Raw genomic sequence first — 25,976 nt, 5'->3', positions numbered from 1 at the left:
ATTCGCACCCTTATAGCATGAGCCGCATCTGTTCCCACCCACGAGATGCGCTCCATGACCAAGACCTTCAAAATCGCCGCCATCCCGGGTGACGGCATCGGCAACGAAGTCCTCCCCGAAGGCCTGCGCGTGGTCGAGGCCGCCGCGCGCAAGCATGGCCTGGACCTGCAGTTCGAGTTCTTCGAATGGGCCAGCTGCGACTATTACCTGGCCCACGGCAAGATGATGCCCGACGACTGGTTCGAACAGCTCAAGGGCTTCGATGCTCTGTACTTCGGTGCCGTCGGCTGGCCGGACAAGGTGCCCGACCATATCTCGCTGTGGGGCTCGCTGCTCAAGTTCCGCCGCGATTTCGACCAGTACGTGAACATCCGTCCGGTGCGCCTGTTCCCCGGCGTGCCCTGCCCACTGGCCAACAAGCAGCCGGGCGACATCGACTTCGTGGTGATCCGCGAGAACACCGAGGGTGAATACTCCTCGCTCGGCGGCCGCATGTTCGAAGGCACCGACAACGAATTCGTGCTGCAGGAATCGGTGTTCACCCGCCGTGGCGTCGACCGCATCCTCAAGTACGCCTTCGACGTGGCCCAGACCCGCGAGCGCAAGCACCTGACCTCGGCCACCAAGTCCAACGGCATGGCCGTGAGCATGCCCTACTGGGACGAACGCACCGCCGCGATGGCCGCACACTACCCCGAGATCAGCTGGGACAAGCAGCACATCGACATCCTCTGCGCACGCTTCGTGCTGCAGCCGGAGCGCTTCGACGTGGTGGTGGCCTCCAACCTGTTCGGCGACATCCTCTCCGACCTCGGCCCGGCGTGCGCCGGCACCATCGGCATCGCACCATCGGCCAACCTCAACCCCGAACGCAGGTTCCCGTCGCTGTTCGAGCCGGTGCACGGCTCGGCGCCGGACATCTACGGCCAGAACATCGCCAACCCGATCGCAATGATCTGGTCCGGCGCGCTGATGCTCGAGTTCCTCGGCAAGGATGGCAACGACGCCCGCTACCAGGCCGCCCACGACGACATCCTCAAGGCCATCGAAACGGTGATCGCCAATGGCGACACCACCCGCGACATGGGCGGCAGCCGCTCGACCCAGGAAGTGGGCAAGGCCATCGCCGAGTTGCTCGGCGCCTGACCCAGGCCTGCAAGGCCCCATCCCTGGGGCCACTCCCACAGATGTCACACCACCCGTCATGCGGATTGTCCGACGATCCTCTTGCGGCGCTGCACGATTCCATGCACACTTCGTTAACCAAAAGATTTATGTTAATCGATGGTTAACAGGATTACCGAAAGCCTCACCGATACGGACTTCCCCAACGCCTGACTCCTACTACAAGAAAAGCTCCAGGAGACAACTTGATGTCCCCCGATAACAAAAAGATCGACGTGTTCCTGATCGCCATGAGCCTGCTTGCCGTACTGCTCACCGTGATCGGCCTCGCTGCCTTCCCCCTCCAGGCCGAAGGCATGGCCAACCAGCTGTTCGAACTCTCCACCCGCACCTTCGGCACCAGCGTCCAGGTGCTGGTGTTCGGCAGTACCCTCGCGGTGCTGTACATCGCATTCAGCAAGTACGGCAACATCCGCCTGGGCAGCGGCAAGCCCGAATACGCCACCACCACCTGGGTGTTCATGTTCATCTGTGCCGGCATGGGGTCGTCGACCCTGTACTGGGGCGTGATGGAGTGGGCCTACTACTACCAGACCCCCGGTCTGAACATCGCCCCGATGTCGGCCCAGGCCCTGGAGTACAGCGTCAGCTACTCGTTCTTCCACTGGGGCATCAGCGCCTGGTCGATCTACGCCCTGGCCTCGCTGGCCCTGGCCTATCACTTCCACGTGCGCAAGAAGACCGGCCTGAACCTGGCTTCGATCATCGAGGCGGTGACCGGCTTCAAGGCCACCGGCCCGGTCGGCCGTGCAGTCGACCTGATCTTCCTGCTGACCATGATGGGTGCACTGACCGTGTCGCTGGCACTCACCGCCTCGACCCTGACCCGCGGCCTGTCCGACCTTGCCGGCACCCCCAACACCTTTACCGTGCAACTGCTGGTGATCGGTGCCGTGGCGCTGCTGTTCTCGCTCAGTTCCTACATCGGCATCGACGGCGGCCTGCAGCGCCTGTCGAAGATGGTCTGCATCGGCGCCCTGGTGTTCGCCGGTGTAGTGCTGCTGGTCGGCCCGACCCAGTTCACCATCAACAACACCGCCAATGCCGTCGGCCTGATGTTCCAGCACTACGTGCACATGAGCCTGTTCACCGACCCGGCCGGCGATGGCGCCTTCACCCGCAACTGGACGGTGTTCTACTGGTTGTGGTGGGTCTCCTATGCGCCGGGCGTGGCCATGTTCGTCGCCCGCGTGTCGCGCGGCCGGCAGATCAAGGAAGTGGTGTTCGCCCTGCTGATGGGCGGCAGTTTCGGCTGCTGGTTCTTCTTCGGCGCGCTGGAAAGCTACAGCATGCACCAGTTCATCAGCGGCCAGATCGACGTGCCGAAGATGCTCAGCGAACTGGGCGGCGAAGCGGCGGTGACCGACCTGCTGCTGGCCCTGCCATGGGGCACGCTGTTCCTGGCGGCGTACCTGTTCATCATGGCGGTGTTCTGCGCCTCGCACATGGACGCGGCGGCCTACGCGGTCGCCGCTACCAGCACCCGCAACCTGCGCGAAGGCGACGACCCGAGCCCGACCCTGCGCCTGTTCTGGTGCGTGGTGCTGACCCTGGTGCCACTGGCCATGCTGTTCGCCAAGGCCTCGCTGTCGACCATGAAGACCGCCGTGGTACTGACCGCGATCCCGTTCATGGTGATCCTGCTGGTGAAGATCTACGGCTTCTTCAAGTGGCTGGCCGCCGACTACGGCGACATGCCTGCCTACCGTATCGAGGAAGAGGCCGCGCGCCTGGCCGGGGAAGAACCCGAAGCGAAAGCACCGCGCAGTGCGGCGGCGATGCATTGACCGGCGCTCGGTGATGGGTGGTGGGCTGGCCGCTTCACGGGCAAGCCTGCCACCACCGGCATGACCCGCACCCGGAAGGCAAATTTTTTTACCCTGATTGTTAACTGATAGATACGCGTTAACCAAAATAAAACCGAGAGACAGCCATGAACGATTTCAAACGCCTGCCCGCCGACTTCTGCGCCAACCCGGAAGAGGCCTACACCATTCCCGCCAGTTTCTACACCGAGGCGTCGGTGTTCGAGCACGAGAAGGAAGCGATCTTCGCCCGCACCTGGATCTGCGTCGCCCACCGCAGCGAAGTCGCCGAGAAGAACGCCTACATCACCCGCGAAGTGATCGGTGAAAGCATCATCGTCGTGCGCGGCCGCGACGAGGTGCTGCGCGCCTTCTACAACGTGTGCCCGCATCGCGGCCACCAACTGCTCGAAGGCAGCGGCAAGGCCAAGAACGTCATCACCTGCCCCTACCACGCCTGGACCTTCAAGCTCGACGGCGAACTGGCCCACGCGCGCAACTGCGAGAACGTGGTCAACTTCGACAAGGAGAACTCCACGCTGGTGCAGCTGCGCGTCGAGGAATACGCAGGCTTCATCTTCATCAACATGGACAACGATGCAGGCTCGGTCGAAGACCAGCTGCCTGGCCTGCAACAGCGCATGCGCGCCGCGTGCCCGGTGATCGACGACCTGCACCTGGCCGCACGTTTCGTCAGCAAGACCCCGGCCAACTGGAAGTCCATCGTCGACAACTACCTGGAGTGCTACCACTGCGCCCCGGCCCACCCGGACTTCTCTGCCTCGGTGGATGTCGGCCAGTACAGCCACAGCCTGCACGGCAACTGGACCCTGCAGTACGGCGTGGCGACCGCGTCGGATCAATCGTTCAGCTTCGATGATACGGTCAAGGATCCTTCCTTCGCCGGTTTCTGGGCCTGGCCGTGCACCATGTTCAACGTGCCGCCGGGAGCCAACTTCATGACCGTGCTCTACGAGCTGCCGATCGATGCCGACACCACCCTGCAGCACTACGACATCTACTTCCTCGACAAGGAGATCAGCCAGGAGCAGCAAAAGCTCATCGACTGGTACCGCGAAGTGTTCCGCCCCGAAGACCTGCGCCTGGTGGAGAGCGTGCAGAAGGGCCTCAAGTCCCGTGGCTATCGCGGCCAGGGCCGGATCATGGTCGACCCGCAGCGCAGCGGCGTCAGCGAGCACGGCCTGGCCCACTTCCACAACCTGATCGCCGTCGCCCACCTGGACGACTGATTTCCCGGAGTCTGCCCCGCGCCCGGCCGGCGCGGGGCTTCGTTGTCGAGGTACGCCATGGCCAAGCACTACGAGATGTTCAAGGTAACGGTCACCGGTGTGGAGCAGGCCACGCCGCTGATCAAACGCTTCACCCTGGCCCGCGCCGATGGCGGCGCCCTGCCGGCCTTCAGCGGCGGCAGCCATGTCATCGTGCAGATGCAGGGGGCCGATGGCCGCCTGTTCAGCAACGCCTATTCGCTGATGAGCGACCCGCGCCAGCTGTCCAGCTACCAGATCGGCGTGCGCCTGGAGGAGCAGTCCAAGGGTGGCTCGGCGTTCATGCACCACCAGGTCGAAGTGGGCAGCGAACTGACCATCTCCACCCCGAACAACCTGTTCGCCCTGGACCCTTCAGCCGGCCGCCATGTGCTGATCGCCGGTGGCATCGGCATCACCCCGTTCCTGGCGCAACTGCACGAGCTCGAGGGCGGCGCTACCCCCTATGAGCTGCACTACGCATTCCGCGCGCCGGAGCACGGCGCCTTTCAGGCCGACCTGCAGGCAGGTCCGCACGCCTGCAGCACGCAGTTCTACATCGACAGCCTCGAGCGCAAGCTGGACCTGGCCGCCCTGTGCGCCGACCAGCCCGCCGATGCCCACCTCTACGTCTGTGGCCCCAAGCCGCTGATCGACGCCGTGATCACCAACGCTGCAGCCGCCGGCATCGACGAGGCACGGGTGCACTGGGAACAGTTCGCTGCTGCCGCCCCGGCAACTGGCAGCGCCTTCACCGTAGTGCTGGCGCGCTCGGGCACCGAGCTTGAAGTCGAGCAAGGCATGACCATCCTCCAGGCCATCGAGAAGTCCAAGGCCGCCAAGGTCGAGTGCCTGTGCCGCGAAGGTGTGTGCGGCACTTGCGAAACGGCCATCCTCGAAGGCGAGGCCGAGCATTTCGACCAGTACCTGAGCGATGAGGAGAAAGCCTCGCAGCAGACCATGATGCTGTGCGTCTCGCGCGCGCGCAGCGCACGGCTCGTGCTGGACCTGTAGATCAGGCCATCCGGCAGCTCGGCACCGCGGCCTCGCCCGCGGTGCAGTAACATGGAGGCATCCTCCTCATGCCGACCTGCCCATGACCCACCCCGCCCACCTGCCAGATGCCCCTGCTTGCGGTGTCGCCCCGCCACGCCGTGTGCTGTTTCTCGCCTACCCGCACATGGGCCTGCTTGACCTGACAGGTGCACAGACAGTGTTCTGGGCAGCCAGCAAGGCGTGCAGCGAGCGAGGATTGCCAGGCTATGAAGTGCGTACGGCAAGCCTTGCTGGCGGCCTGGTAGCGACAGCCGAAGGCCTGGCAGTGGACAGCGAACCATTGGCCACCCTGCTCGATCAGCACCTCGACACGCTGGTCGTTCCTGGCGCCCCGCACATCATCGGACTGTTGCCCGAACAAGGCGAACTGGTCGACGCGCTACGCCGCGCCAGTCACAAGGCTCGCCGCACGGCTTCGGTCTGCAGCGGCACCTTTCTGCTCGCGGCCGCAGGCTTGCTGCAAGGCCGTCGGGCGGCAACCCATTGGGCGATGTGCGACGCCCTGGAACGGCTGTTCCCTGAGGTGCAGGTCGATGCCGAATCGATCTTCGTCGAACAAGGACACCTGTGGACCTCAGCCGGCGTCAGCGCCGGCATCGACCTGGCACTGGCCCTGGTCGAAGCCGACTGTGGCCGCGAAGTGGCCATGCAAGTGGCGCGCGAGCTGGTGGTATTTCTCAAGCGGCCCGGCGGCCAGACCCAGTTCAGTGAACTGCTCAAGGCCCAGGGCGAAGACAGCGGCGCCTTCGAAGCCTTGCACCTATGGCTCAACGACCATCTGGGCGACCCACGCCTGAGCGTCGAACGCTTGGCGGAGCAGGCAAACATGAGCCTGCGCAACTTCACCCGGGTGTACAAGCAGAAGACCGGACGCACGCCCGCCAAGACCCTTGAGCTGTTTCGCGTGGAGGCCGCGCGCCGTCTTCTGGAGAACTCCGCGCAGCGTATCGAGCAGATCGCACGCCAGTGCGGCTTCGGCAATGAAGAGCGCCTGCGCCTGGCTTTTCAGCGCCACCTGCAGGTCAGCCCACGCGACTACCGCGCCCGTTTTGCCCGCAGCGTGCCCCTGGCCGAAATCCAGGGATCTTTGACCTAGGGCCTGCCCGGCACCGCCCGTAGCATCGCCGCGACAGATCGAGCCTTGTGGCTACGTCTGTCGGGCCACGGCCGCCTGACGAGAAGACGCCTTATCATCGACTGCGGCCAGTCAAGCGAACCGCACTGCGCCGCCAGCCGTTCGAGCGACCCTTGCTGCGCCATCGCGTGCCGTGCCCGCTACCGACAACACCGACAATGAGCAGTATCCGGAATTCTCCAGGAGCACAACGATGAAACAGATCCTGATCCTCGGCGCAGGCTTTGCCGGCCTTTGGAGCGCCCTGGGCGCTGCGCGCCAGCTCGACCTGCACGGACGCGACGACGTCCGGATCACGGTGCTTGCACCGCAAGCCGAACTGCACATCCGCCCACGCTTCTACGAATCTGACGTACACCAGATGGCCGCCCCATTGCAGGCGCTGTTCGACGCCGTGAACGTGCGCTTCGTGCAAGGCAGCGCCCACCATATCGACGAAACCCATCAGCAGGTCGGCTACCGTGGCCACGACGGCGTCGAGGCTACCCTGCCCTACGACCGGCTGATCATGGCGTGCGGCAGCACCCTCAATCGACCGGCGCTTGCGGGTATCGAGCGGGTATTCGATGTCGACAGGATCGCCAGCGCCACACGCCTTGAGGAACACCTCAAGTCGCTGCCTGGCCAACCCGATACACCGGCACGCAATACCGTGGTCGTTGCCGGCGGTGGCTTTACCGGTATCGAGACCGCCACCGAACTGCCCGCGCGGCTGCGCAAGATCCTCGGCGACCAGGTCAAGCATCGCGTGGTGGTGGTCGATCGCGGTGCACGGATCGGTGCTGCACTAGGCGACGGCATCAGCCCGGCGATCGTCCAGGCATCGCAAGCACTGGGGGTGGAGTGGATCTGCGGCGCGTCGGTGACCGCCGTGGATGGCGCTGGCGTGACGTTGGACAACGGGCAGCGCATCGATGCAAATACCGTGATCTGGACCGTCGGTTTCGTGGCCAACCCGCTCACCGCACAGGTCAGCGGTGAGCGCGACCGCCAGGGGCGCCTGCATGTGGACGGCACCCTCAAGGTCAAGGGCAATGCGGCGGTCTACGCGGCAGGTGACGTCGCCTATGCCGCGTGCGACGAGATTGGCAATTTCGCGGTAATGTCTTGCCAGCATGCCATCCCGCTGGGCCGCTATGCCGGCAACAACGCCGCCGCCGAGCTGATCGGCGCGGCGCCGATGACCTACAGCCAGCCCAAGTACGTGACCTGCCTCGACCTCGGCGCCTGGGGTGCGGTGTACACCGAAGGCTGGGACCGCAAGGTCAGCCCGCCGGAGGACAAGCACGAGGCCAAGGCACTCAAGAGCCAGATCAACAGCGTCTGGATCTACCCACCTGCGGCCGAACGCAAGGCGGCCCTCGCCGCAGCCGACCCCTTGATCCCCGTGGCCTGATACGACCCGCTGCGCGCCTGCAAGCTCCAGGCAGACGCGCAGCGGTTATAACCCGCGCGCAATACTTCACTTCCCTTGACCACTTCTCCTGCCCTAGTCTTGGCCAATCGCACCCTGGTCGCATCAGGCGATCGCAATGGGCTCGAAGACCATCAGGAGATTTATCGGATGAGCAGTACTGCCTACGTTCCACCGAAGGTCTGGAAAAACAACACCGGTGCAGGCGGCCAGTTCGCCAGCATCAACCGCCCGATCGCCGGCCCCACCCACGACAAGGACCTGCCGGTCGGCCAGCATCCCCTTCAGCTCTACTCTCTGGCGACCCCCAACGGCGTCAAGGTCACGGTCCTGCTCGAAGAACTACTGGCCCTGGGGCACAGCGGTGCCGAATACGATGCCTGGCTGATCCGCATCGGCGACGGCGACCAGTTCTCCAGCGGCTTCGTCGAGGTCAACCCGAACTCGAAGATTCCGGCCCTGCTCGACCGCAGTGTCGAACCGCCGGTGCGGGTATTCGAGTCCGGTTCTATCCTGCTGCACCTGGCAGAAAAGTTCGGAGCCTTCCTGCCCAAGGATCCTGCGGCACGCACCGAGAGCCTGAACTGGCTGTTCTGGCAGATGGGTTCGGCGCCTTACCTGGGCGGCGGTTTCGGTCACTTCTACGTGTATGCGCCGGAAAAGATCGAGTACGCCATCAACCGCTTCACCATGGAAGCCAAGCGCCAGCTCGACGTGCTCGAACGACGCCTGGCCGAGAGCCGTTACCTGGGCGGCGAGGAATACAGCATCGCCGATATCGCCGTGTGGCCGTGGTACGGGCAACTGGTGCGCGGCAACCTGTACGGCGCGGCCGAATTCCTCGCGGTGGAGGAGTATCCGCACGTCCAGCGCTGGGCCGAGGAGATCGCCCAGCGTCCGGCCGTGCAGCGCGGCACGCGGGTCAACCGCACCTGGGGCGACGAGGCCAGCCAGGTACCGGAGCGGCACTCGGCGGCAGACCTGCAGTAACGGCTCTACCCGCGAACACCGGCCACCGTGATGGCTTTTTCGCGGGTAAACCCGCTCCCACAGGTACGCGTCAACGCACCAGGTGCAGGAAGTGCAGGTGCCGTTCGAAGTGATCGAGGATGTCGCCGATCACTTCGTCCTTCGACCAGCCCATCACATCATGGTCCTGCCCGCCCTCGCGCAAGTGCACCTCGGCGCGGAAATACTTGCGCTCGTCACTGCCGGCATCGCTCAGGACAAAACTGGGCATGGCGTAGGCGCGCGGCCGGATCTCGTAGACGAACACCTCGTCGCTCGGCCCGACCTTGAGCGTCACCCGCCCACCCTCGCCTTCCTCCACGCTGCACTCATAGCCCTGGCGGCGCCATTCCTCGGCCACCGACTGGCAGGCGGGCAGCGCCACGTCGGCAATGAACCGCTGCACGTGGGAACGACGCGGAAACATCGCCAGGGTGCGCAGGCGTCGCTGCCAGTTGCCCGCTGCCCTCGAGGCCGTTGGCGAGATGGCCAGCGCCTGGTAGCGCAGGTCACGCTTGGTGGCGTCGAGTTTCAGCGCCTTGAGCAGCCCGCGCATGCTCAGCAGCAGCGCCAGGGTGAACGGCAACGCACTGGCGATGGTTGCCGTCTGCAAGGCCTTGAGGCCGTCGGCCAGCAACAGGGCGATGGCGACGATGCCCATGCTCGAGGCCCAGAAGATCCGCTGGCGGATCGGCGTGCCTTCCTGCCCGCCCGAGGCCAGCATGTCCACCACCATTGCCCCGGTGTCGGCGGAGGTGACGAAGAACACCACCACCATCACCACCGCCAGGGTGCTGATGATGCTGGCGAACGGGAAGTGCTCGAGGAAGGCGAACAAGGCCAGGGAGGTATCCTGCTCCACCGCCGCAGCCAGGTCGTTGAGGCCCTCGTCGAGGATCATGTGGATCGCCGTGTTGCCGAACACCGTCATCCACAACAGGGTGAAGGCGGTCGGTACCAGCAGCACGCCGGTGACGAATTCACGGATGGTGCGCCCGCGCGAGATACGCGCGATGAACAGCCCGACGAAGGGCGACCAGGCCAGCCACCAGCCCCAGTAGAACAGGGTCCAGCCGCCGATCCAGTCGGTGGGCTGGTAGGCGTAGAGGTTGAGGGTGCGGCTGACGATCTCGCTCAGGTAGCCGCCGGTGTTCTGCACGAAGGTCTGCAGGATCAGCACGGTCGGCCCCAGCAGCATCACCATCAGCAACAGCAGCACGGCCAGGCCCAGGTTGAGCTCGGACAGGCGACGAATGCCCTTGTCCAACCCGGACATCACCGACAGCGTGGCCAGGAAGGTGGTGCCGATGATCAGCGCGATCTGCACCGGGATCGACACCGGCACACCGAACAACGCATTGAGGCCGGTATTGATCTGCGACACGCCGAAGCCCAGCGAGGTGGCCACGCCAAATACCGTGCCGATGATCGCGAAGATGTCCACCGCGTGCCCCAGTGGGCCGTGGATGCGCTCGCCGATCAGCGGGTAGAGGGCCGAGCGCAAGGTCAGCGGCAGGCCGTGGCGGTAGCTGAAATAGGCCAGGATCAACGCGACGATGGCGTAGATCGCCCAGGCATGCAGGCCCCAGTGGAAGAAGGTGATGCGCATCGCTTCGCCGGCCGCAAGCACCGTGCCGCCCTCGCCCAGTGGTGGCTTGAGGAAGTGCATGACCGGTTCGGCGACGCCGAAGAACATCAGGCCGATGCCCATGCCTGCCGAGAACAGCATGGCGAACCAGGTGGCATTGTTGTAATCCGGTGTGCTGTGGTCGGGGCCGAGCTTGATATCGCCGTAACGGCTGATGCCCAGGAACACCACGGTGCCAAGGATCAGCGCTACCCCAAGGATGTAGAACCAGCTGACATTGACGATGATCCAGCCCTGGATCTGCGCGAACAGCGCCTGGGCGTGGGATTGAAACACGCTGGCGTACAGCACCAGGACCAGCAGCAGGACCGCGGAAATCCAGAAAACCGGTGGGTTGATGGTGGGCTTGCGAGGTTGTTCGGGCGGACTTGCCATGTACGGGTACTCTCCATCAGGGCGCTTCATGCGCACGGTTAGCTACGACAAACGGTAGACGCTGATGGTTTTGCCCGTCGTGACATATCGGATGTTTCTGAATTTTTCAAAGCACCCCGCCCGCCGCCGGCCCGGCCAGGTGGCCCGCCTGCCGAGGCGTGCCGTGGTGCAAACAGGTTTTTCCCGGGTGCAAACCTGCGTCCTTCGAGGGCTTCTAGTACACTCCGGGGCATAAAATCCACCTGTACATTTTGGTGACAGCATGATCGAGGTAACCGAGGTTTCCATTGCCGAGCTGCGCAAGGCGCTCGAGTCTGGCCGCACGACGGCGGTCGAACTGGTCAAGGCCTACCAGGCCCGTATCGACGCCTACGATGGAGCCGACACCGCCACCGCGCTGAATGCCGTGGTGGTGCGCAACCCCGAGGCGCTGAAGGAGGCCGAGGCATCCGATGCCCGTCGCGCAGCCGGCACCACGCTCGGCCCGCTGGACGGCATCCCCTACACCGCCAAGGACAGCTACCTGGTCAAGGGCCTGACCGCCGCCTCCGGCAGCCCGGCATTCAAGGACCTGGTCGCCCAGCGCGACGCCTTCACGGTCGAGCGCCTGCGCGCAGGCGGCGCGATCTGCCTGGGCAAGACCAACATGCCGCCCATGGCCAACGGCGGCATGCAACGTGGCGTCTACGGCCGCGCCGAAAGCCCGTACAACCCTGCCTACCTGACCGCCCCCTTCGCCTCCGGCTCCTCCAACGGCGCCGGTACCGCCACGGCGGCCAGCTACAGCGCCTTCGGCCTGGCCGAGGAAACCTGGTCCAGCGGCCGCGGGCCTGCCTCGAACAACGGCCTGTGCGCCTACACGCCTTCGCGCGGGGTGATCTCGGTGCGCGGCAACTGGCCGCTCACCCCGACCATGGACGTGGTCGTACCCTATGCCCGGACCATGGCCGACCTGCTGGAAATTCTCGACGTGGTGGTGGCTGACGACGCCGACACCCGCGGCGACCTCTGGCGCCTGCAGCCATGGGTGCCGATCCCGGCTGCCTCGGGCGTACGCCCCGAAAGCTACCTCGACCTGGCCGCCGACACCGGCGCGCTCAAGGGCAAGCGCTTCGCCGTGCCGCGCATGTACATCAATGCCGACGACGAGGCCGGCACCTCGGAGAAGCCCGGCATCGGCGGCCCGACCGGCCAGCGCATCCACACCCGCGCCAGCGTCATCGACCTGTGGCAACAAGCCCGCAAGGCGCTGGAAGCTGCCGGCGCCGAAGTGGTGGAAACCGACTTCCCGCTGGTGTCCAACTGCGAGGGCGACCGGCCGGGTGCACCGACGGTGTACAACCGCGGCATCGTCAGCAAGGCGTTCCTCCACGACGAGCTGTGGGAACTCTCCGGCTGGGCCTTCGATGATTTCCTGCGGGCCAACGATGATCCCGGGCTCAACCGCCTGGCCGACGTCGACGGACCGAAGATCTTCCCGCACGATCCGGGCACCCTGCCCAACCGCGAGGATGACCTGGCCGCCGGCATGGACGAGTACGTCAACATGGCCAAACGTGGCCTGAAGACCTGGGACCAGATCGAAACCCTGGCCGACGGCCTGCGCGGTCTGGAGCAGACCCGCAAGCTCGACCTGGAAGACTGGATGGACCGGCACGGCCTGGACGCAGTGCTGTTCCCCACCGTCGCCGATGTCGGCCCGGCCGATGCCGACGTCAACCCGGCCTCCGCGGACATCGCCTGGAGCAACGGCATCTGGGTGGCCAACGGCAACCTGGCGATCCGGCACCTGGGCGTGCCGACGGTGACCGTGCCGATGGGCGTGATGGCCGATATCGGCATGCCGGTCGGCCTGACCTTTGCCGGCCGTGCCTATGACGACAATGCCCTGCTGCGCTTCGCGGCAGGCTTCGAGGCCACCGGCTCGCGGCGCAAGGTTCCGCCGCGCACCCCGGCGCTGGGTTGAGGAGGCGCCCATGACTCTGCATGTGCAGACACCTCTGATCGAGTCCCGCCCGCTGTCGCTGACCGCCGGCAGCCGCCTGTGGCTCAAGCTGGACGCGCTGCAGCCCTGCGGCTCGTTCAAGCTGCGCGGGGTGGGCCATGCCTGCGAAGTGCACCATGCACGCGGCGCCCGCCACTTCGTATCGTCCTCCGGTGGCAACGCTGGCCTCGCCGTGGCCTACGCCGCGCGCCAGCTTGGCGTACCGGTGACCGTAGTAGTGCCGCAGACCACCACTGCCCGGGCCATCGAACTACTCGAGCTGGAAGGCGCCAAGGTGGTGGTCACCGGCAGTTCCTGGCAGGAAGCCAACGAGCATGCGCAGGGCCTGCTGGGCCCGGGCGACGCGTTCATCCACCCGTTCGACGACCCGCTGTTGTGGCAGGGTCATGCCAGCCTGATCGACGAAGTCGCCCAGGCCGGGCTCAAGCCTGATGCGGTGGTGCTGTCGGTCGGCGGTGGCGGGCTGCTCAGTGGCGTGGTCGAGGGGCTCAAGCGCAATGGCTGGCACGATGTGCCGGTGCTGGCGGTGGAAACCGAGGGTGCCGCGTCGCTGCATGCCGCGATCGCCGCGGGTGAGCCGGTGGAGCTGCCGACCCTGGCCTCGGTGGCCACCTCCCTGGGCGCCAAGCGCGTGGCGGACCAGGCAATGGTCTGTGTGCGGGAGCATCCGGTGCGCAGCGAACGGGTCACCGATCGCGCTGCACTGGAGGCCTGCGAGCGCTTCCTGCACGATCACCGGCTGCTGGTGGAGCCGGCCTGCGGGGCAGCGCTGGCGCTGGCCTATGAGCCAGGGCGGCTGGCCGGGTACCGCAACGTGCTGATGATCGTCTGCGGGGGCGCCACGGCAACCCTGCAGCAGATCCGCGACTGGCTGGCGGCCTAGGCGGCCAGACTTCGCCGCGAACCGGCAGTCGCGGGCTTGTCCCGCGACTGCCGGCGAAGCCGCCACCGGGCCTGTCTTACCCGCTCAGCGCCCCATCACCTCCACCACCCAATCGATGAACACGCGCAGCCGAGCACCCACGTGGCGGTTCGGCGGATAGGCGATGTACAACGGCATCGACTCCAACTGCCAGTCCTCGAACAGCGGCACCAGCGCACCGCTGGCCAGTGGCGCACGCGCCATGTAGTCCGGTAGCCACAACACCCCCAGTCCAGCCAGCCCCGCCGCCAGGTAGGCATTGCCGTCGTCGACCGCCAGCACCTGGCTGCCCTGCACCTGCAGCCGCTCCTGGCCGCGCACCAGCGCATAGGGCATGGGCTTGCCGGTGCGCGCCCAGAGGAACCCCACCGTGCGATGGGCCGAATGCTCCAGCTCCGAGGGATGCAGCGGCGTACCGAGGCGCTCGAGGTAGGCGGGCGCGGCGTACACGCCCAGTTGCAGGTCGGCGACCTTGCGCGCCATCAGCGACTGGTCCAGCAGCTCGCCCCCGCGCACCACGCAGTCCACATGCTCGCCAATGATGTCGACGATCCGATCGCTGACGCCCATGTCGATCTGGATGTCCGGATAGCGGGCATGGAAGTCCGGCAGGGCCGGCACCAGCACCAGGCTCGCCAGGGGGCTGGGCACGTCGACCCGCAACTTGCCGCGCGGCAGCCCTGCTGCGCCGCTCATGCTGGTTTCGGCGTCCTCGAGGTCAGCCAGCAGGCGCAGCACCCGCTGGTAGAAGCGCGCACCATCGCCGGTCACGCTGACCTTGCGCGTGGTGCGGTTGAGCAGGCGCACACGCAGCCGGGTTTCCAGTTGCTGCACCAGTTGGGTCACGCTGGTACGGCTCATGTGCAGCGTCTCGGCGGCCTTGGTGAAACTCCCCGCTTCCACGACCCGGGCAAACGCACGCATCGCATCGAACCTGTCCATCAGCGCCTCGATTGTTTGTCGTGACCAAACAATGATACCTGGATCTGCACGTTTATCGAGCACAGCCCGCTTCGTACAGTAGCCCCATCAACCCCCTCGATGGAGCATCACCATGAGCACCCGTGACGTCGTTTTCCCTGCCGGCCGCCAGGCCCTGTACGACATCAACCACTACTCCCCGGCGGTGCGCAGCAACGGCCTGCTGTTCGTCTCCGGCCAGGTCGGCAGCCGTGAGGACGGCTCGCCCGAGCCCGGCCTGGAGAACCAGGTACGACGCGCCTTCGCCAACCTCGAAGCGATCCTGCAGGCTGCCGGCTGCAGCTTCGCGCACGTGCAGGACGTGACCTTGTTCATCGTCGACCCGCAAGACAAGTTCCAGCCGATCTGGGACCTGGTACGCAAGGAGTTCTGGGGGGTGGCGCCCTACCCGACCGTGACGGCGATCGGGGTCACCTGGCTGTATGGATTCGACTTCGAGATCAAGGTGGTGGCCAAGCTGCCTGACTGACCCGCTGCATCGCCCGCCGCCACGCCCCGGCGCGCGGGCTTCGAACTCATCGGTCTTGTCCCGGGCACGTAGAATCAGGTGATTGAGACGGTCACAATCCTCTGTTCAACTGAGTGGAGCCAGGGCGCAAGGATTCAATTCGATGGCGGCAACCGCCTCTGCGGGGAGCAGCCCGGACGAAATGCGCCTTGCGCCCTTTCGATATGCGGCAAGTGAAGGCACAATGCGTGTCCTTTTTTTGGCCGGCCTGGCCGGGGGCCTTTGAAATGATCAAGACGCCGTATTACCTCATCGACAAAACCAAGCTGCTGGGCAACCTGGAGAAGATCGCCTACGTGCGCGAGCACTCCGGCGCCAAGGCCCTGCTCGCCCTCAAGTGCTTCGCCACTTGGTCGGTGTTCGACCTGATGGAGCAGTACATGGACGGCACCACCTCCTCCTCGCTCTACGAGCTCAAGCTCGGCCGCCAGAAGTTCGCCGGCGAGACCCACGCCTACAGCGTGGCCTGGGCCGACGACGAGGTCGAGGAAATGCTGGAGAACTGCGACAAGATCATCTTCAACTCCATCGGCCAGCTCGAGCGCTTCGCCGAACAGTCCGAAGGCAAGACCCGCGGCCTGCGCGTCAACCCGCAGGTGAGCAGCTCCGACTACCTGCTGGCCGACCCGGCGCGTCCATTCAGCCGCCTCGGCGAGTGGGACCCGGCGAAGATCGAGCAGGTGATCGAGCAGATCTCCGGCTTCATGTTCCACAACAACTGCGAGAACGGCGACTTCGGCCTGTTCGACAAGATGCTCTCGCACATCGAGGAGCGCTTCGGCCACCTGCTGCACAAGGTGCAATGGGTCAGCCTAGGCGGCGGCATCCACTTCACCGGCGAAGGCTATGCGCTCGATGCGTTCTGCGCGCGCCTGAAAGCCTTCTCGCAGCAGTACGGCGTGCAGGTCTACCTGGAGCCGGGCGAAGCGGCGATCACCAACAGCGCCTCGCTGGAAGTCACCGTGCTCGACACCCTGTACAACGGCAAGCACCTTGCCGTGGTCGACAGCTCGATCGAGGCGCACATGCTCGACCTGCTGATCTACCGCCTCAACGCCAAGATGGCCCCCAACGACGGCGAGCACACCTACATGGTCTGCGGCAAGTCGTGCCTGGCCGGTGACATCTTCGGCGAGTACCAATTCGATCGTCCGCTGGCCATCGGCGATCGCCTGTCGTTCATCGACGCGGCGGGTTACACCATGGTCAAGAAAAACTGGTTCAACGGTCTGAAGATGCCGGCCATCGTCGTCAAGCAACTCGACGGCAGCGTCGAGGTCAAGCGTGAGTTCGGTTTCGAAGACTACGTTTCCAGCCTGTCGTAAGACCGGCTTTCAGTAAGGAGCAAGGGATAAATTGAAGAAGAACGTTCTTATCATTGGTGCAGGAGGTGTCGCCAAGGTGGTGGCCCACAAGTGCGCACAGCATAACGACGAACTCGGTCGTATTGCGATTGCGTCACGGAACATCTCCAAATGCCAGGCCATCATCGACAGCGTCAAGGCCAAGGGTAGCCTCAAGGTACCCGCCGACATCCAGGCCTTCTCGCTCGACGCCCTCGATGTCGAGGCGACCAAGACACTGATCCGCGAGACCGAATCGCAGATCGTGATCAACGTCGGTTCCGCCTTCCTCAACATGTCGGTGCTGCGTGCCTGCATCGATACCGGTGTCGCCTATCTCGACACCGCGATTCACGAAGAACCGGGCAAGATCTGCGAAACCCCGCCCTGGTATGGCAACTACGAGTGGAAGCATCTCGAAGAGTGCCAGCAGAAGAACATTACCGCCATTCTCGGTGTCGGCTTCGACCCGGGTGTGGTGAACAGCTACGCGAAACTCGCGCAGCAGCAGTATTTCGACCGCATCGACTCGATCGACATCCTCGACGTCAATGCCGGTTCCCACGGCAAGTACTTCGCCACCAACTTCGACCCGGAAATCAACTTCCGCGAGTTCACCGGGCAGGTATGGAGCTGGCAGAACAGCCAGTGGACCAGCAACACCATGTTCGAGGTCAAGCGCACCGACGACCTGCCGGTGGTGGGTTCGCAGAACCTCTACCTGACCGGCCACGATGAAGTGCACTCGATCTCCAAGAACCTCGACGTACCCAACGTGCGCTTCTGGATGAGCTTCGGCGAGCACTACATCAACGTGTTCACCGTGCTGAAGAACCTCGGCCTGCTCTCCGAGCAACCGGTCAAGACCGCCGAGGGCCTGGAAGTGGTGCCGCTGAAAGTGGTCAAGGCCGTGCTGCCCGATCCGGCTTCGCTGGCCCCGGGCTACACCGGCAAGACCTGCATCGGTGACCTGGTCAAGGGCAGCAAGGACGGCCAGCCGCGCGAGGTGTTCATCTACAACGTCGCCGACCACGAAGAGGCCTACGCCGAGACCGACAGCCAGGGTATCTCCTATACCGCAGGCGTGCCGCCAGTGGCCGCAGCCCTGCTGGTCGCCCGCGGCGAGTGGGATGCCGGGCGCATGGTCAACGTCGAGGAACTGCCCGCCGAGCCGTTCCTCAAGGCGTTGGACGTGATGGGTCTGCCGACCCGCGTCAAGGATGAAAAAGGCGATCGTCCATGGGACGCTGAAGCCTAAGCAGTAACCGGAATGGCCTCATCGCGGGGCAAGCCCGCTCCCACAGCTACAGCGCAGGTTCCGAGAACCGCGCCGAAACCTGTAGGAGCGGGCTCGTCCCGCGATTGGGCCGGCACAAGCGCTTCATCTCCCCTCGCGCATCACCCCTGGCGCGCATCCTGGCTGGCCTCAGCTTCAGCCGGCAGGTGAAGTCAAGGGCTGCAGTTGCAGCACTTCGTTGGTGTAGTCCCACTCCTCCTGGACCTTGTCCGGGTGCTCGTTGAGCTTGAGGCCATAGGTCGGGATGATCTGGTGCAACTTCTCCTGCCAGGGCGCCGATGCAACCTTGTCCTTGAACACCTTGCGCAGCAAATCGAGCATGATCGGCGGCGCGGTCGAGGCTCCGGGTGAAGCCCCGAGCAGGCCGGCGATGCTGCCGTCGCTGGAGGTCACCACCTCGGTGCCCAGCTTGAGCACACCGCCGAGCGCTTCGTCCTTCTTGATGATCTGCACCCGCTGACCGGCCTGCCACAGGCGCCAGTCTTCCTTCTTCGCATGGGGGAAGTAGGTCTGCAGCGCAGCAAAACGATCGTCGTCCGACTGCATCACCTGGCCGATCAGGTACTGCACCAGGTCGAACTCGCGCACGCCCACGCGCACCATCGGCCAGCTATTGTGCAAGGTCATGCTGCCGAACAGGTCAAGCAGCGAGCCCTCCTTGAGGAACTTCGTGGAAAAGGTGGCGAACGGCCCGAACAGGATCACCCGCTTGCCATCGAGCACCCGGGTGTCCAGGTGCGGCACCGACATCGGCGGCGCGCCGGTCGAGGCGATGCCGTAGGCCTTGGCCATATGACGGTCGGCGATGGCGGCGTTCTCGGTCACAAGGAACGAGCCCCCCACCGGGAAGCCCGCATACTCCTTGGCCTCGGCAATGCCGGACTTCTGCAGCAACGGCAGCGCCGCACCGCCGGCACCGATGAACAGGAACCTGGCGTCGGTGGCGGACTTGCTGCCATCCTTGAGGTTCTTGTACTGCACATGCCAGGAGCCATCGTCGTTGCGGGTGATGTCCTGCACTTCGCTGGAGAGCTTGAGATCAAAGTTGGGACGGGTCTGCAGGTAGGCCACGTACTGGCGGGTAATCTCGCCAAAGTTGACGTCGGTGCCGATCGGCGTCCAGGTTACGGCCAGCTTCTGGTTGGGGTCGCGCCCCTCCATCATCAACGGCACCCATTTGGCGATCTGCGCGTTGTCTTCGGAATACTGCATGGGCTTGAACAGCGGGCTGGCCTGCAGCGCCTCGTAGCGCTTGCGCAGGAAACGGATGTTGTCATCGCCCCAGACGAAGCTCATGTGCGGGGTGGAGTTGATGAACGAACGCGGATTCTTCAGCACGCCCTGCTTGACCTGCCAGGCGAGAAACTGGCGGGTGATCTGGAACGACTCGTTGATCTCCACCGCCTTGCTGATGTCGATCTTGCCGTCCTTTTCAGGGGTGTAGTTGAGCTCGGCCAACGCCGAGTGCCCGGTGCCGGCGTTGTTCCAGCCGTTGGAGCTTTCCTCGGCAACCTTGTCCAGGCGCTCGATCATCTCCATCGACCAGCCCGGCTCGAGTTCGTTGAGCCACACCGCCAGCGTGGAGCTCATGATGCCCCCGCCCACCAGCAATACATCCACCCGCTTGCTTTCGGCGGCCTGCACGGCTGTCAGGCCGAAGGCCAGGGCCAGGCCCGCAAGTGCCGGTTTATATGAGATTGCGACCTTCATGCTTCCTCCGTCGAGGCGTTGCCGGCCCCGGTCCGATCCGTGAATGTGTCCTGCCCCTGGTCCGAGTGCCCGTGCGTGTGCGTGCACAATCCCAGGCAAGCTTAGCTGAGTGATTTACCCAGGTTGGATGCAACTCGTGGAACGGCCTCGAACGGCAGGCTGTCAGCCACCCGGAAAATGCGCTTGCAACTCGACGATTCTGCAAATACTGTATGAAAACACAGTACCAAGAGAAGCCTTCATGCAACTCATCGCCAAGCTCGGCATTCTTGCCGACGCCGCCAAGTACGACGCTTCCTGCGCCAGCAGCGGTGCGCCCAAGCGCAGCTCGCGCGGGCGTGACGGGCTTGGCGCCACCGATGGCATGGGCATCTGCCACAGCTACACCCCCGACGGGCGCTGCGTGTCGCTGCTCAAGGTGCTGCTGACCAATTTCTGCCTGTACGACTGCCAGTACTGCGTCAACCGCCGCTCCAGCAATGTGCCCCGGGCACGGTTCAGCCCCGAGGAAGTGGTGCGCCTGACCCTGGACTTCTACCGGCGCAACTGCATCAGCGGGCTGTTCCTGAGTTCGGGCATCATCCGCTCGGCCGACTACACCATGGAGCAGTTGAACCGCGTGGCCCGCCTGCTGCGCGAAGAGCACGGGTTCCGTGGCTACATCCACCTCAAGACCATCCCCGACGCCGACCCGCTGCTGATCGAGGAAGCCGGGCGCCTGGCCGACCGCCTGAGCGTCAACGTCGAACTGCCCACCGACGCCAGCCTCAAGCGCCTGGCCCCGGAGAAGCAGGCCCATACCATCCGCCAGGCCATGGGCGTGATCCACCGCGGCCAGCAGGCGGTGGCCGCAGAGCCGCGCGCGCCACGCTTCACCCCAGCCGGCCAGAGCACCCAGGTGATCGTCGGTGCCGACAGCACCGATGACCGCACCCTGCTGCGCAACGCCGAATCGCTGTACCAGGGCTACGGCCTCAAGCGCGTCTACTACTCGGCGTTCAGCCCCATCCCCGACAGCCCGAACAGCGTCCCCCTGGCTGCCCCGCCGCTGCTGCGCGAACACCGCCTGTACCAGGCCGACTTCCTGATGCGCGGCTACGGCTACAAGGCCGGCGAACTGCTCGGCCAGGCCGGCAACCTGGCGCTGGACATCGACCCCAAGCTGGCCTGGGCCCTGGCCAATCGCGAGGTGTTCCCGCTGGACCTGAACCGTGCCGAGCCCGCCCTGCTCGCCCGCATTCCCGGCATCGGCCTGCGCAGCGTGCAGCGGCTGGTGGCCCTGCGGCGCGAACGCAGGATCCGCTACGACGATCTGATCCAGCTGCGTTGCGTGCTGGAAAAAGCCCGCCCGTTCATCGTCACCAGCGACTACCGCCCGGCCCAGGCCGATTTGCGCAGTGGCCTGCTGCGCCAGCGCCTGCGCGAACCGCAGGCACCGCTGCAGATGGGGCTGTGGGCATGATCGCGCTGGATTGCGACGACCTTTTCGCCACCTGGCGTGAGCAGGCTCGGGCACTGCTCGGCCATGGCGTCGACCCGGCCGATGTCACCTGGAGCCAGGGCCCGATGGACGACCTGCTCGCCGTGGCGACACCCCTGCCCGAGGGCCTGGGCCCGTTCCGGGCGCGAGTACCGGCGGCCCTGCTCGCACAGCTCGAACAGGCCGCCCGCTATCGCGGCGAGCAGCGCTGGAACCTGCTCTACGAAGTGCTCTGGCGCGTCGCCCACGGCGACCGCACCGCCATGCTCGCCGGTGATCGCCTGGGCAGCGAGCTGCAGCGGCGGATCAAGCAGGTCTCGCGCGAAGCCCATCACCTGCACGCCTTCGTGCGCTTCGTGCCCTTGCCCGAGCCGGTCGCCGAGCGCCTGCAGCTGGACCTGGTGGCCTTCCACGAACCCGCCCATGACATTCTCGAAAGCGCCAGCAGCCATTTCGCCGACCGCCTCGGCCGCCAGCGCTGGCTGATCGCCACGCCCTGCGACGGTATCCGCTTCGATGGCGCCCGACTCGACTACCGCAGGCATTGCCCCGGCGAGTGGGCCGAGTGGGCACGCCACGCCGAAGACCCCGGCGCCGAACTGTGGCGCACCTACTACCGCTCCACCTTCAACCCGGCGCGGCTGAACCCCGATGCGTTGCGCCTGCACATGCCGGGGCGATTCTGGCGCCACCTGCCCGAAGGCATGCTCATTCCCCAGCTCGAAGGCCTGGCACGCCAGGGCAAGCAACGCGACGGGCAGGCACTGGAAGTGGGCCTGCAGCGGGGCAAGCGGGTCGGGCGCTGACCCCGGTCATTGCCTACACTGTGGCTGATTGCCTCTGTTTTTCCGGGAGCCAGACCATGGACGATTCCAGCCAAGGCAAACCGCCGACCTTCTGGCAGATGCTGCACAGCATCCTCGCCGCCGCCTTCGGCGTGCAGAGCGGCAAGAACCGCGCACGCGACTTCACCCACGGCAAGGCCAGCCATTTCATCGTGATGGGGGTGATGTTCACCCTGGTGTTCATCCTGGTGCTGGTGGGGCTGGTGCAGTTGGCGATGCACCTGACGGGACGCTGAGCCACGCTGCAGGTCTTGGGTGGCAGGCCTGCGCACAGCCAAAAACGCATCCGCCCGCGGAATTCCCTCCCGCGGGCGGCTCAGGTTGCTGATCACGGTCTCAAATGTGCGTTACTGATGGCTGACCCAATACACGGCGGTCACCACGACCAGCACGATCAGGCACAGGATGGCCCAGGCGTCGACAGTGCTGTCTGGCTTGCGGAGCTTGGTCGGATTTCCCATTGCATCGCCTCTTGTAGTGGTTATGGGAATGCACGTCACACCAGCAGTTAAGCCCAGCAATGCCCTTCTCTCAAGCAGGGTCTTTCAATAATCGACGGGTGACGTCAGGAACGGATAGCGATAGTCGGCGCCACGCCCCTCGGCGCTGTAGCTACGAAAGTCGACGCCGTGGTCTTTGCGCTGGCCCAGCTGCAGCCAGCGCTGGGCCTTGGCCGCGTCGATGGCCTGCAGCACCGGCAGTTGGTGCAGGGGCTGGCCGTCGCGGTCGAGCGCCAGGCCCAGGGCATCGTCGTGGAGCATCACCATGGCCCAGCCGCCCAGGCTGAAATGCCCACCCATCAGCACGCTGAGCCGTCCATCGACGCGCGCCTGCAGGGCCTCTGGCGAGCTGTTGACCGCACTGAACAGCACATCGCGGCCAGGCACCCGGCCCGTCGCCGCGAACGCCTGCATCGCACCGAAGGCCATTTCGTCGTTCGCCGACCACACCAGGCGCACCTTCGGGTAACGCCTGACCAGCACCTGCGCCTGCTCGAAAGCCCGCTGCCGGCTCCAACCGCCATACACCACCTGACGCAACTGCAGCCGGGGAAGCTCGGCCAGCGCCCGGCGCATGCCCTGCTCGCGCAGCTGCGAGGCCGGCGTGGTGCTCACCCCGGAGAATGCCAGCAGCTCGACCGGCTCGTCGCTGGCGGGCAGGCTGGCGGCCAGCTCGCGCAGCATCTGGTAGCCGGCCTGCTCATCATTGCCGACCAGCGACCCCAGCAGCGGCGCATACTTGCCTGGCTGCGCGGCGATTTCCTCGGCCTGCCCCTCGGTCAGGGCATTGTTGACCAGCACCAGCTTGACCCCGCTGCCACGCGACAGGCGCATGATCTCCGGCGCCACGTACTGCTCGTTGACCAGCACCAGGTAGTCGGGCTTGTGCGCGCCGTGCAGGACTGCCCGCGCCTGGGCCAGTTGCCGCTGGGCCTGGCGCTCGCCGTATTCCACCCGCAGCTCCATGCCCAGCTCCGTCGCCGCCGCCTGCATGAAATGCGAATAGCTGACCCAGAAAGTCTCATCGGACAGACCCGGGTTGAGAAACACCACCGAAGCCGCCTGGGCATTTGCCATCAGTGGCAGCGCCAGGCACAGGCTCCGGTACAGCACCCTGATGAGCATGCACGACATCCCTGCGAAGCAAAGGCTGACAGTATAACGGCGCAGTGCCCGTCACCAGGCAAATAGCAGCCAGTCTCACTTAGTCCAAATGGTTCTTTTCATATGCAAAAACATCACTTTAGCGCATAAACCCAACCTGCTATCGTTCCCCCGCTCCGACCCGGAGTGCGCGGCCGTGCGCGCGATTAGCTGCATGCAGCCTGAGACAGGACTTTTATGTACGTATACGACGAGTACGATCAGCGGATCATCGAGGACCGCGTCAAGCAGTTCCGTGATCAGACCCGCCGCTACCTGGCCGGTGAGCTGAGCGAAGAAGAATTCCGCCCTCTGCGCCTGCAGAACGGCCTCTATATCCAGCGTTTCGCCCCGATGCTGCGCGTCGCCGTGCCTTATGGCCAGTTGAACGCGCGCCAGGTCCGGACACTGGCCAGGATCGCCCGCGACTACGACAAGGGCTACGCGCACATTTCCACCCGCCAGAACGTGCAGTACAACTGGCCTGCGCTCGAAGACATCCCCGACATCCTGGCTGAGCTGGCCACCGTGCAGATGCACGCGATCCAGACCAGCGGCAACTGCCTGCGCAACACCACCACCGACCAGTTCGCCGGTGTGGCTGCAGACGAGCTCATCGACCCGCGTCCGTGGTGCGAAATCGTCCGTCAGTGGACCACCTTCCACCCGGAATTCGCCTACCTGCCGCGCAAGTTCAAGATTGCCATCAACGGCTCGAAGGAAGACCGCGCCGCCATCGAAGTGCACGACATCGGCCTGGAGCCTGTGCGCAACGAGGCCGGCGAGCTCGGCTTCCGCGTCCTGGTCGGCGGCGGCCTGGGCCGCACCCCGGTGGTCGGCTCGTTCATCAACGAGTTCCTGCCCTGGCAGGACCTGATCAGCTACCTGGACGCGATCCTGCGCGTGTACAACCGTTACGGCCGTCGTGACAACAAGTACAAGGCGCGGATCAAGATCCTGGTCAAGGCCCTGACCCCGGAAGTGTTCGCCGAGAAGGTCGAGGCCGAGATGGTCCACCTGCGTGGTGGCGACAGCACCCTGACCGAAGAAGAAGTGCAGCGCGTTTCGCGCCACTTCATCGACCCAGAGTACCTGGCGCTCGACAACGTCGACTACAGCACGCTGGACCAGGAGCACCCAGGCTTTGCCCGCTGGCGCTCGCGCAACACCCGCGCGCACAAGAAGCCCGGCTACGTGGCCGTGACCCTGTCGCTCAAGCCCACCGGCGTTGCCCCGGGCGATCTGACCGACAAGCAGCTCGATGCCGTCGCCGACCTGGCCGAGCGCTACAGCTTCGGCTTCCTGCGGACCTCGCACGAGCAGAACATCATCCTGGCCGACGTCGAGCAGCGCCAGTTGCACGCCCTGTGGCTTGAGCTGCGCGAAAGCGGCTTCGCCACGCCGAACATCGGCCTGCTGACCGACATCATCTGCTGCCCCGGTGGCGACTTCTGCTCGCTGGCCAACGCCAAGTCGATCCCGATCGCCGAGTCGATCCAGCGTCGTTTCGACGACCTGGACTACCTGTTCGACATCGGTGAGCTGGACCTCAACATCTCCGGCTGCATGAACGCCTGCGGCCACCACCACGTGGGCCACATCGGTATCCTCGGCGTCGACAAGAAAGGCGAAGAGTTCTACCAGGTGTCGCTGGGCGGCAACGCCGCTCGCGATGCAAGCCTGGGCAAGATCCTCGGCCCTTCCTTCGCCCAGGACGACATGGCCGACGTGATCGAGAAGCTGATCGACGTGTACGTCGAGCAGCGCAACGAAGACGAGCGCTTCATCGACACCTACCAGCGTATCGGCATCGACCCATTCAAGGAACGCGTCTATGCAGCGAATCATTAAGCACAACCAGCTCGTCGACGAGACCTGGCACCTGCTGCCCAAGGATACCTCGTTCGACGAACTGACCAACTGCGACGACTACATCGTCCCGCTGCAGATGTGGCGCGACCACGCCCACGCCCTCAAGGCCCGCGACGGCGGCCTCGGCGTGTGGCTGGACAGCGACGAGGAAGCCGAGGAAATCGGCGAGGACGTCCAGCACTTCCAGGTCATCGCCTTGAACTTCCCGGCCTTCACCGACGGGCGCAACTACTCCAATGCGCGCCTGCTGCGTGACCGCTACCAGTACAAGGGCGAGCTGCGCGCCATCGGCGACGTGCTGCGCGACCAGCTGTTCTACATGGCTCGCTGCGGCTTCGACGCCTTTGCCATCCGTGCCGACAAGGACCCTGAGGATGCACTGCAGGGTCTGAAGGACTTCTCGGTCACCTACCAGGGTGCCACCGACCAGCCGCTGCCGCTGTTCCGCCGCCGCTGATCGTCCTGCTGTCGCGACG

The 25,976-nt window shown here is 65.1% G+C and carries 21 protein-coding genes; 17 read left to right on the top strand and 4 right to left on the bottom strand.

Annotation, left to right across the window (positions count from 1 at the left end):
- Positions 1-54 precede the first annotated feature (54 nt).
- The 7 genes from AC1TXO_RS11400 (at position 55) to yghU (ending at position 8,853) form a co-directional block, all read left to right on the top strand.
- Complete coding sequence (locus AC1TXO_RS11400) at positions 55-1,146, top strand: tartrate dehydrogenase (protein ID WP_486406408.1); 1,092 nt, start codon at positions 55-57, stop codon at positions 1,144-1,146.
- 227 nt (positions 1,147-1,373) lie between these two features.
- Positions 1,374-2,972 (top strand): BCCT family transporter, encoded by a 1,599-nt coding sequence (locus tag AC1TXO_RS11395; RefSeq protein ID WP_486406407.1) that lies wholly within the window; start codon positions 1,374-1,376, stop codon positions 2,970-2,972.
- A 146-nt stretch (positions 2,973-3,118) separates the two neighbouring features.
- Positions 3,119-4,240, top strand: a complete 1,122-nt coding sequence (locus AC1TXO_RS11390) for an aromatic ring-hydroxylating oxygenase subunit alpha (RefSeq protein ID WP_486406406.1) — start codon at positions 3,119-3,121, stop codon at positions 4,238-4,240.
- A 57-nt stretch (positions 4,241-4,297) separates the two neighbouring features.
- Positions 4,298-5,272 (top strand): PDR/VanB family oxidoreductase, encoded by a 975-nt coding sequence (locus tag AC1TXO_RS11385; RefSeq protein WP_486406405.1) that lies wholly within the window; start codon positions 4,298-4,300, stop codon positions 5,270-5,272.
- An 82-nt stretch (positions 5,273-5,354) separates the two neighbouring features.
- Complete coding sequence (locus AC1TXO_RS11380) at positions 5,355-6,410, top strand: GlxA family transcriptional regulator (protein WP_486406404.1); 1,056 nt, start codon at positions 5,355-5,357, stop codon at positions 6,408-6,410.
- 232 nt (positions 6,411-6,642) lie between these two features.
- Entirely contained in the window at positions 6,643-7,845 is a 1,203-nt protein-coding gene (locus AC1TXO_RS11375) for an NAD(P)/FAD-dependent oxidoreductase (protein WP_486406403.1), read from the top strand.
- A gap of 168 nt (positions 7,846-8,013) precedes the next feature.
- Positions 8,014-8,853, top strand: coding sequence for a glutathione-dependent disulfide-bond oxidoreductase (gene yghU / locus AC1TXO_RS11370; RefSeq protein WP_486406402.1), 840 nt, complete (start codon positions 8,014-8,016; stop codon positions 8,851-8,853).
- 70 nt (positions 8,854-8,923) lie between these two features.
- On the opposite strand, the gene AC1TXO_RS11365 is transcribed toward yghU, so the two are convergent.
- On the bottom strand, positions 8,924-10,894 hold the full coding sequence (locus AC1TXO_RS11365) for a BCCT family transporter (RefSeq protein ID WP_486406401.1): 1,971 nt from the start codon (positions 10,892-10,894) through the stop codon (positions 8,924-8,926).
- A 262-nt stretch (positions 10,895-11,156) separates the two neighbouring features.
- Here AC1TXO_RS11365 and AC1TXO_RS11360 point away from each other — a divergent pair, with 262 nt between their 5' ends.
- Together AC1TXO_RS11360 and AC1TXO_RS11355 are read left to right on the top strand one after the other, a co-directional pair.
- Positions 11,157-12,860 (top strand): amidase, encoded by a 1,704-nt coding sequence (locus tag AC1TXO_RS11360; protein WP_486406400.1) that lies wholly within the window; start codon positions 11,157-11,159, stop codon positions 12,858-12,860.
- Between the two features lie 10 nt (positions 12,861-12,870).
- Entirely contained in the window at positions 12,871-13,782 is a 912-nt protein-coding gene (locus AC1TXO_RS11355; RefSeq protein WP_486406399.1) for a pyridoxal-phosphate dependent enzyme, read from the top strand.
- An 84-nt stretch (positions 13,783-13,866) separates the two neighbouring features.
- Here AC1TXO_RS11355 and AC1TXO_RS11350 read toward each other — a convergent pair whose 3' ends face one another.
- On the bottom strand, positions 13,867-14,763 hold the full coding sequence (locus tag AC1TXO_RS11350; protein WP_486406398.1) for a LysR family transcriptional regulator: 897 nt from the start codon (positions 14,761-14,763) through the stop codon (positions 13,867-13,869).
- 112 nt (positions 14,764-14,875) lie between these two features.
- Here AC1TXO_RS11350 and AC1TXO_RS11345 point away from each other — a divergent pair, with 112 nt between their 5' ends.
- The 3 genes from AC1TXO_RS11345 (at position 14,876) to AC1TXO_RS11335 (ending at position 17,911) form a co-directional block, all read left to right on the top strand.
- Positions 14,876-15,271 (top strand): RidA family protein, encoded by a 396-nt coding sequence (locus AC1TXO_RS11345; RefSeq protein ID WP_486406397.1) that lies wholly within the window; start codon positions 14,876-14,878, stop codon positions 15,269-15,271.
- 266 nt (positions 15,272-15,537) lie between these two features.
- The gene (locus tag AC1TXO_RS11340) at positions 15,538-16,635 is read left to right on the top strand and encodes a carboxynorspermidine decarboxylase (RefSeq protein ID WP_486406396.1); all 1,098 of its coding nucleotides are present in this window, start codon (positions 15,538-15,540) and stop codon (positions 16,633-16,635) included.
- Between the two features lie 31 nt (positions 16,636-16,666).
- Positions 16,667-17,911: a saccharopine dehydrogenase family protein gene (locus tag AC1TXO_RS11335; protein WP_486406395.1), complete on the top strand. Its 1,245-nt coding sequence runs from the start codon at positions 16,667-16,669 to the stop codon at positions 17,909-17,911.
- Between the two features lie 174 nt (positions 17,912-18,085).
- Here the strand turns inward: AC1TXO_RS11335 and mqo are convergent, their stop codons facing one another.
- A complete protein-coding gene (gene mqo / locus AC1TXO_RS11330) occupies positions 18,086-19,660 on the bottom strand; it encodes a malate dehydrogenase (quinone) (RefSeq protein ID WP_486406394.1) in 1,575 nt (524 codons plus the stop codon).
- A gap of 241 nt (positions 19,661-19,901) precedes the next feature.
- Here mqo and AC1TXO_RS11325 point away from each other — a divergent pair, with 241 nt between their 5' ends.
- Genes AC1TXO_RS11325 through AC1TXO_RS11315 form a run of 3 tightly spaced genes read left to right on the top strand, consistent with a single transcriptional unit; the run spans position 19,902 to position 22,221 of the window.
- On the top strand, positions 19,902-21,122 hold the full coding sequence (locus AC1TXO_RS11325) for a putative DNA modification/repair radical SAM protein (RefSeq protein WP_486406393.1): 1,221 nt from the start codon (positions 19,902-19,904) through the stop codon (positions 21,120-21,122).
- Positions 21,113-21,946 (top strand): TIGR03915 family putative DNA repair protein, encoded by an 834-nt coding sequence (locus tag AC1TXO_RS11320; RefSeq protein WP_486406392.1) that lies wholly within the window; start codon positions 21,113-21,115, stop codon positions 21,944-21,946. Before AC1TXO_RS11325 ends, AC1TXO_RS11320 begins: the two co-directional genes overlap by 10 nt.
- 56 nt (positions 21,947-22,002) lie before the next feature.
- Positions 22,003-22,221, top strand: coding sequence for a DUF2970 domain-containing protein (locus AC1TXO_RS11315; RefSeq protein WP_054890753.1), 219 nt, complete (start codon positions 22,003-22,005; stop codon positions 22,219-22,221).
- A gap of 309 nt (positions 22,222-22,530) precedes the next feature.
- Here the strand turns inward: AC1TXO_RS11315 and AC1TXO_RS11310 are convergent, their stop codons facing one another.
- Positions 22,531-23,610 (bottom strand): ABC transporter substrate-binding protein, encoded by a 1,080-nt coding sequence (locus AC1TXO_RS11310; protein ID WP_486406391.1) that lies wholly within the window; start codon positions 23,608-23,610, stop codon positions 22,531-22,533.
- Positions 23,611-23,826: 216 nt separating this feature from the next.
- Here AC1TXO_RS11310 and AC1TXO_RS11305 point away from each other — a divergent pair, with 216 nt between their 5' ends.
- Both AC1TXO_RS11305 and AC1TXO_RS11300 read left to right on the top strand, forming a co-directional pair.
- A complete protein-coding gene (locus AC1TXO_RS11305) occupies positions 23,827-25,479 on the top strand; it encodes a nitrite/sulfite reductase (protein WP_486406390.1) in 1,653 nt (550 codons plus the stop codon).
- The gene (locus AC1TXO_RS11300; protein ID WP_486406389.1) at positions 25,463-25,957 is read left to right on the top strand and encodes a DUF934 domain-containing protein; all 495 of its coding nucleotides are present in this window, start codon (positions 25,463-25,465) and stop codon (positions 25,955-25,957) included. The genes AC1TXO_RS11305 and AC1TXO_RS11300 overlap by 17 nt, the downstream gene beginning before the upstream one ends.
- Positions 25,958-25,976: the final 19 nt, after the last annotated feature.

Source organism: Pseudomonas sp. FA117, from assembly GCF_057370475.1.
Note: the sequence above shows the minus strand (reverse complement) of the source record. Positions and strands in the feature narration are given on the sequence as shown.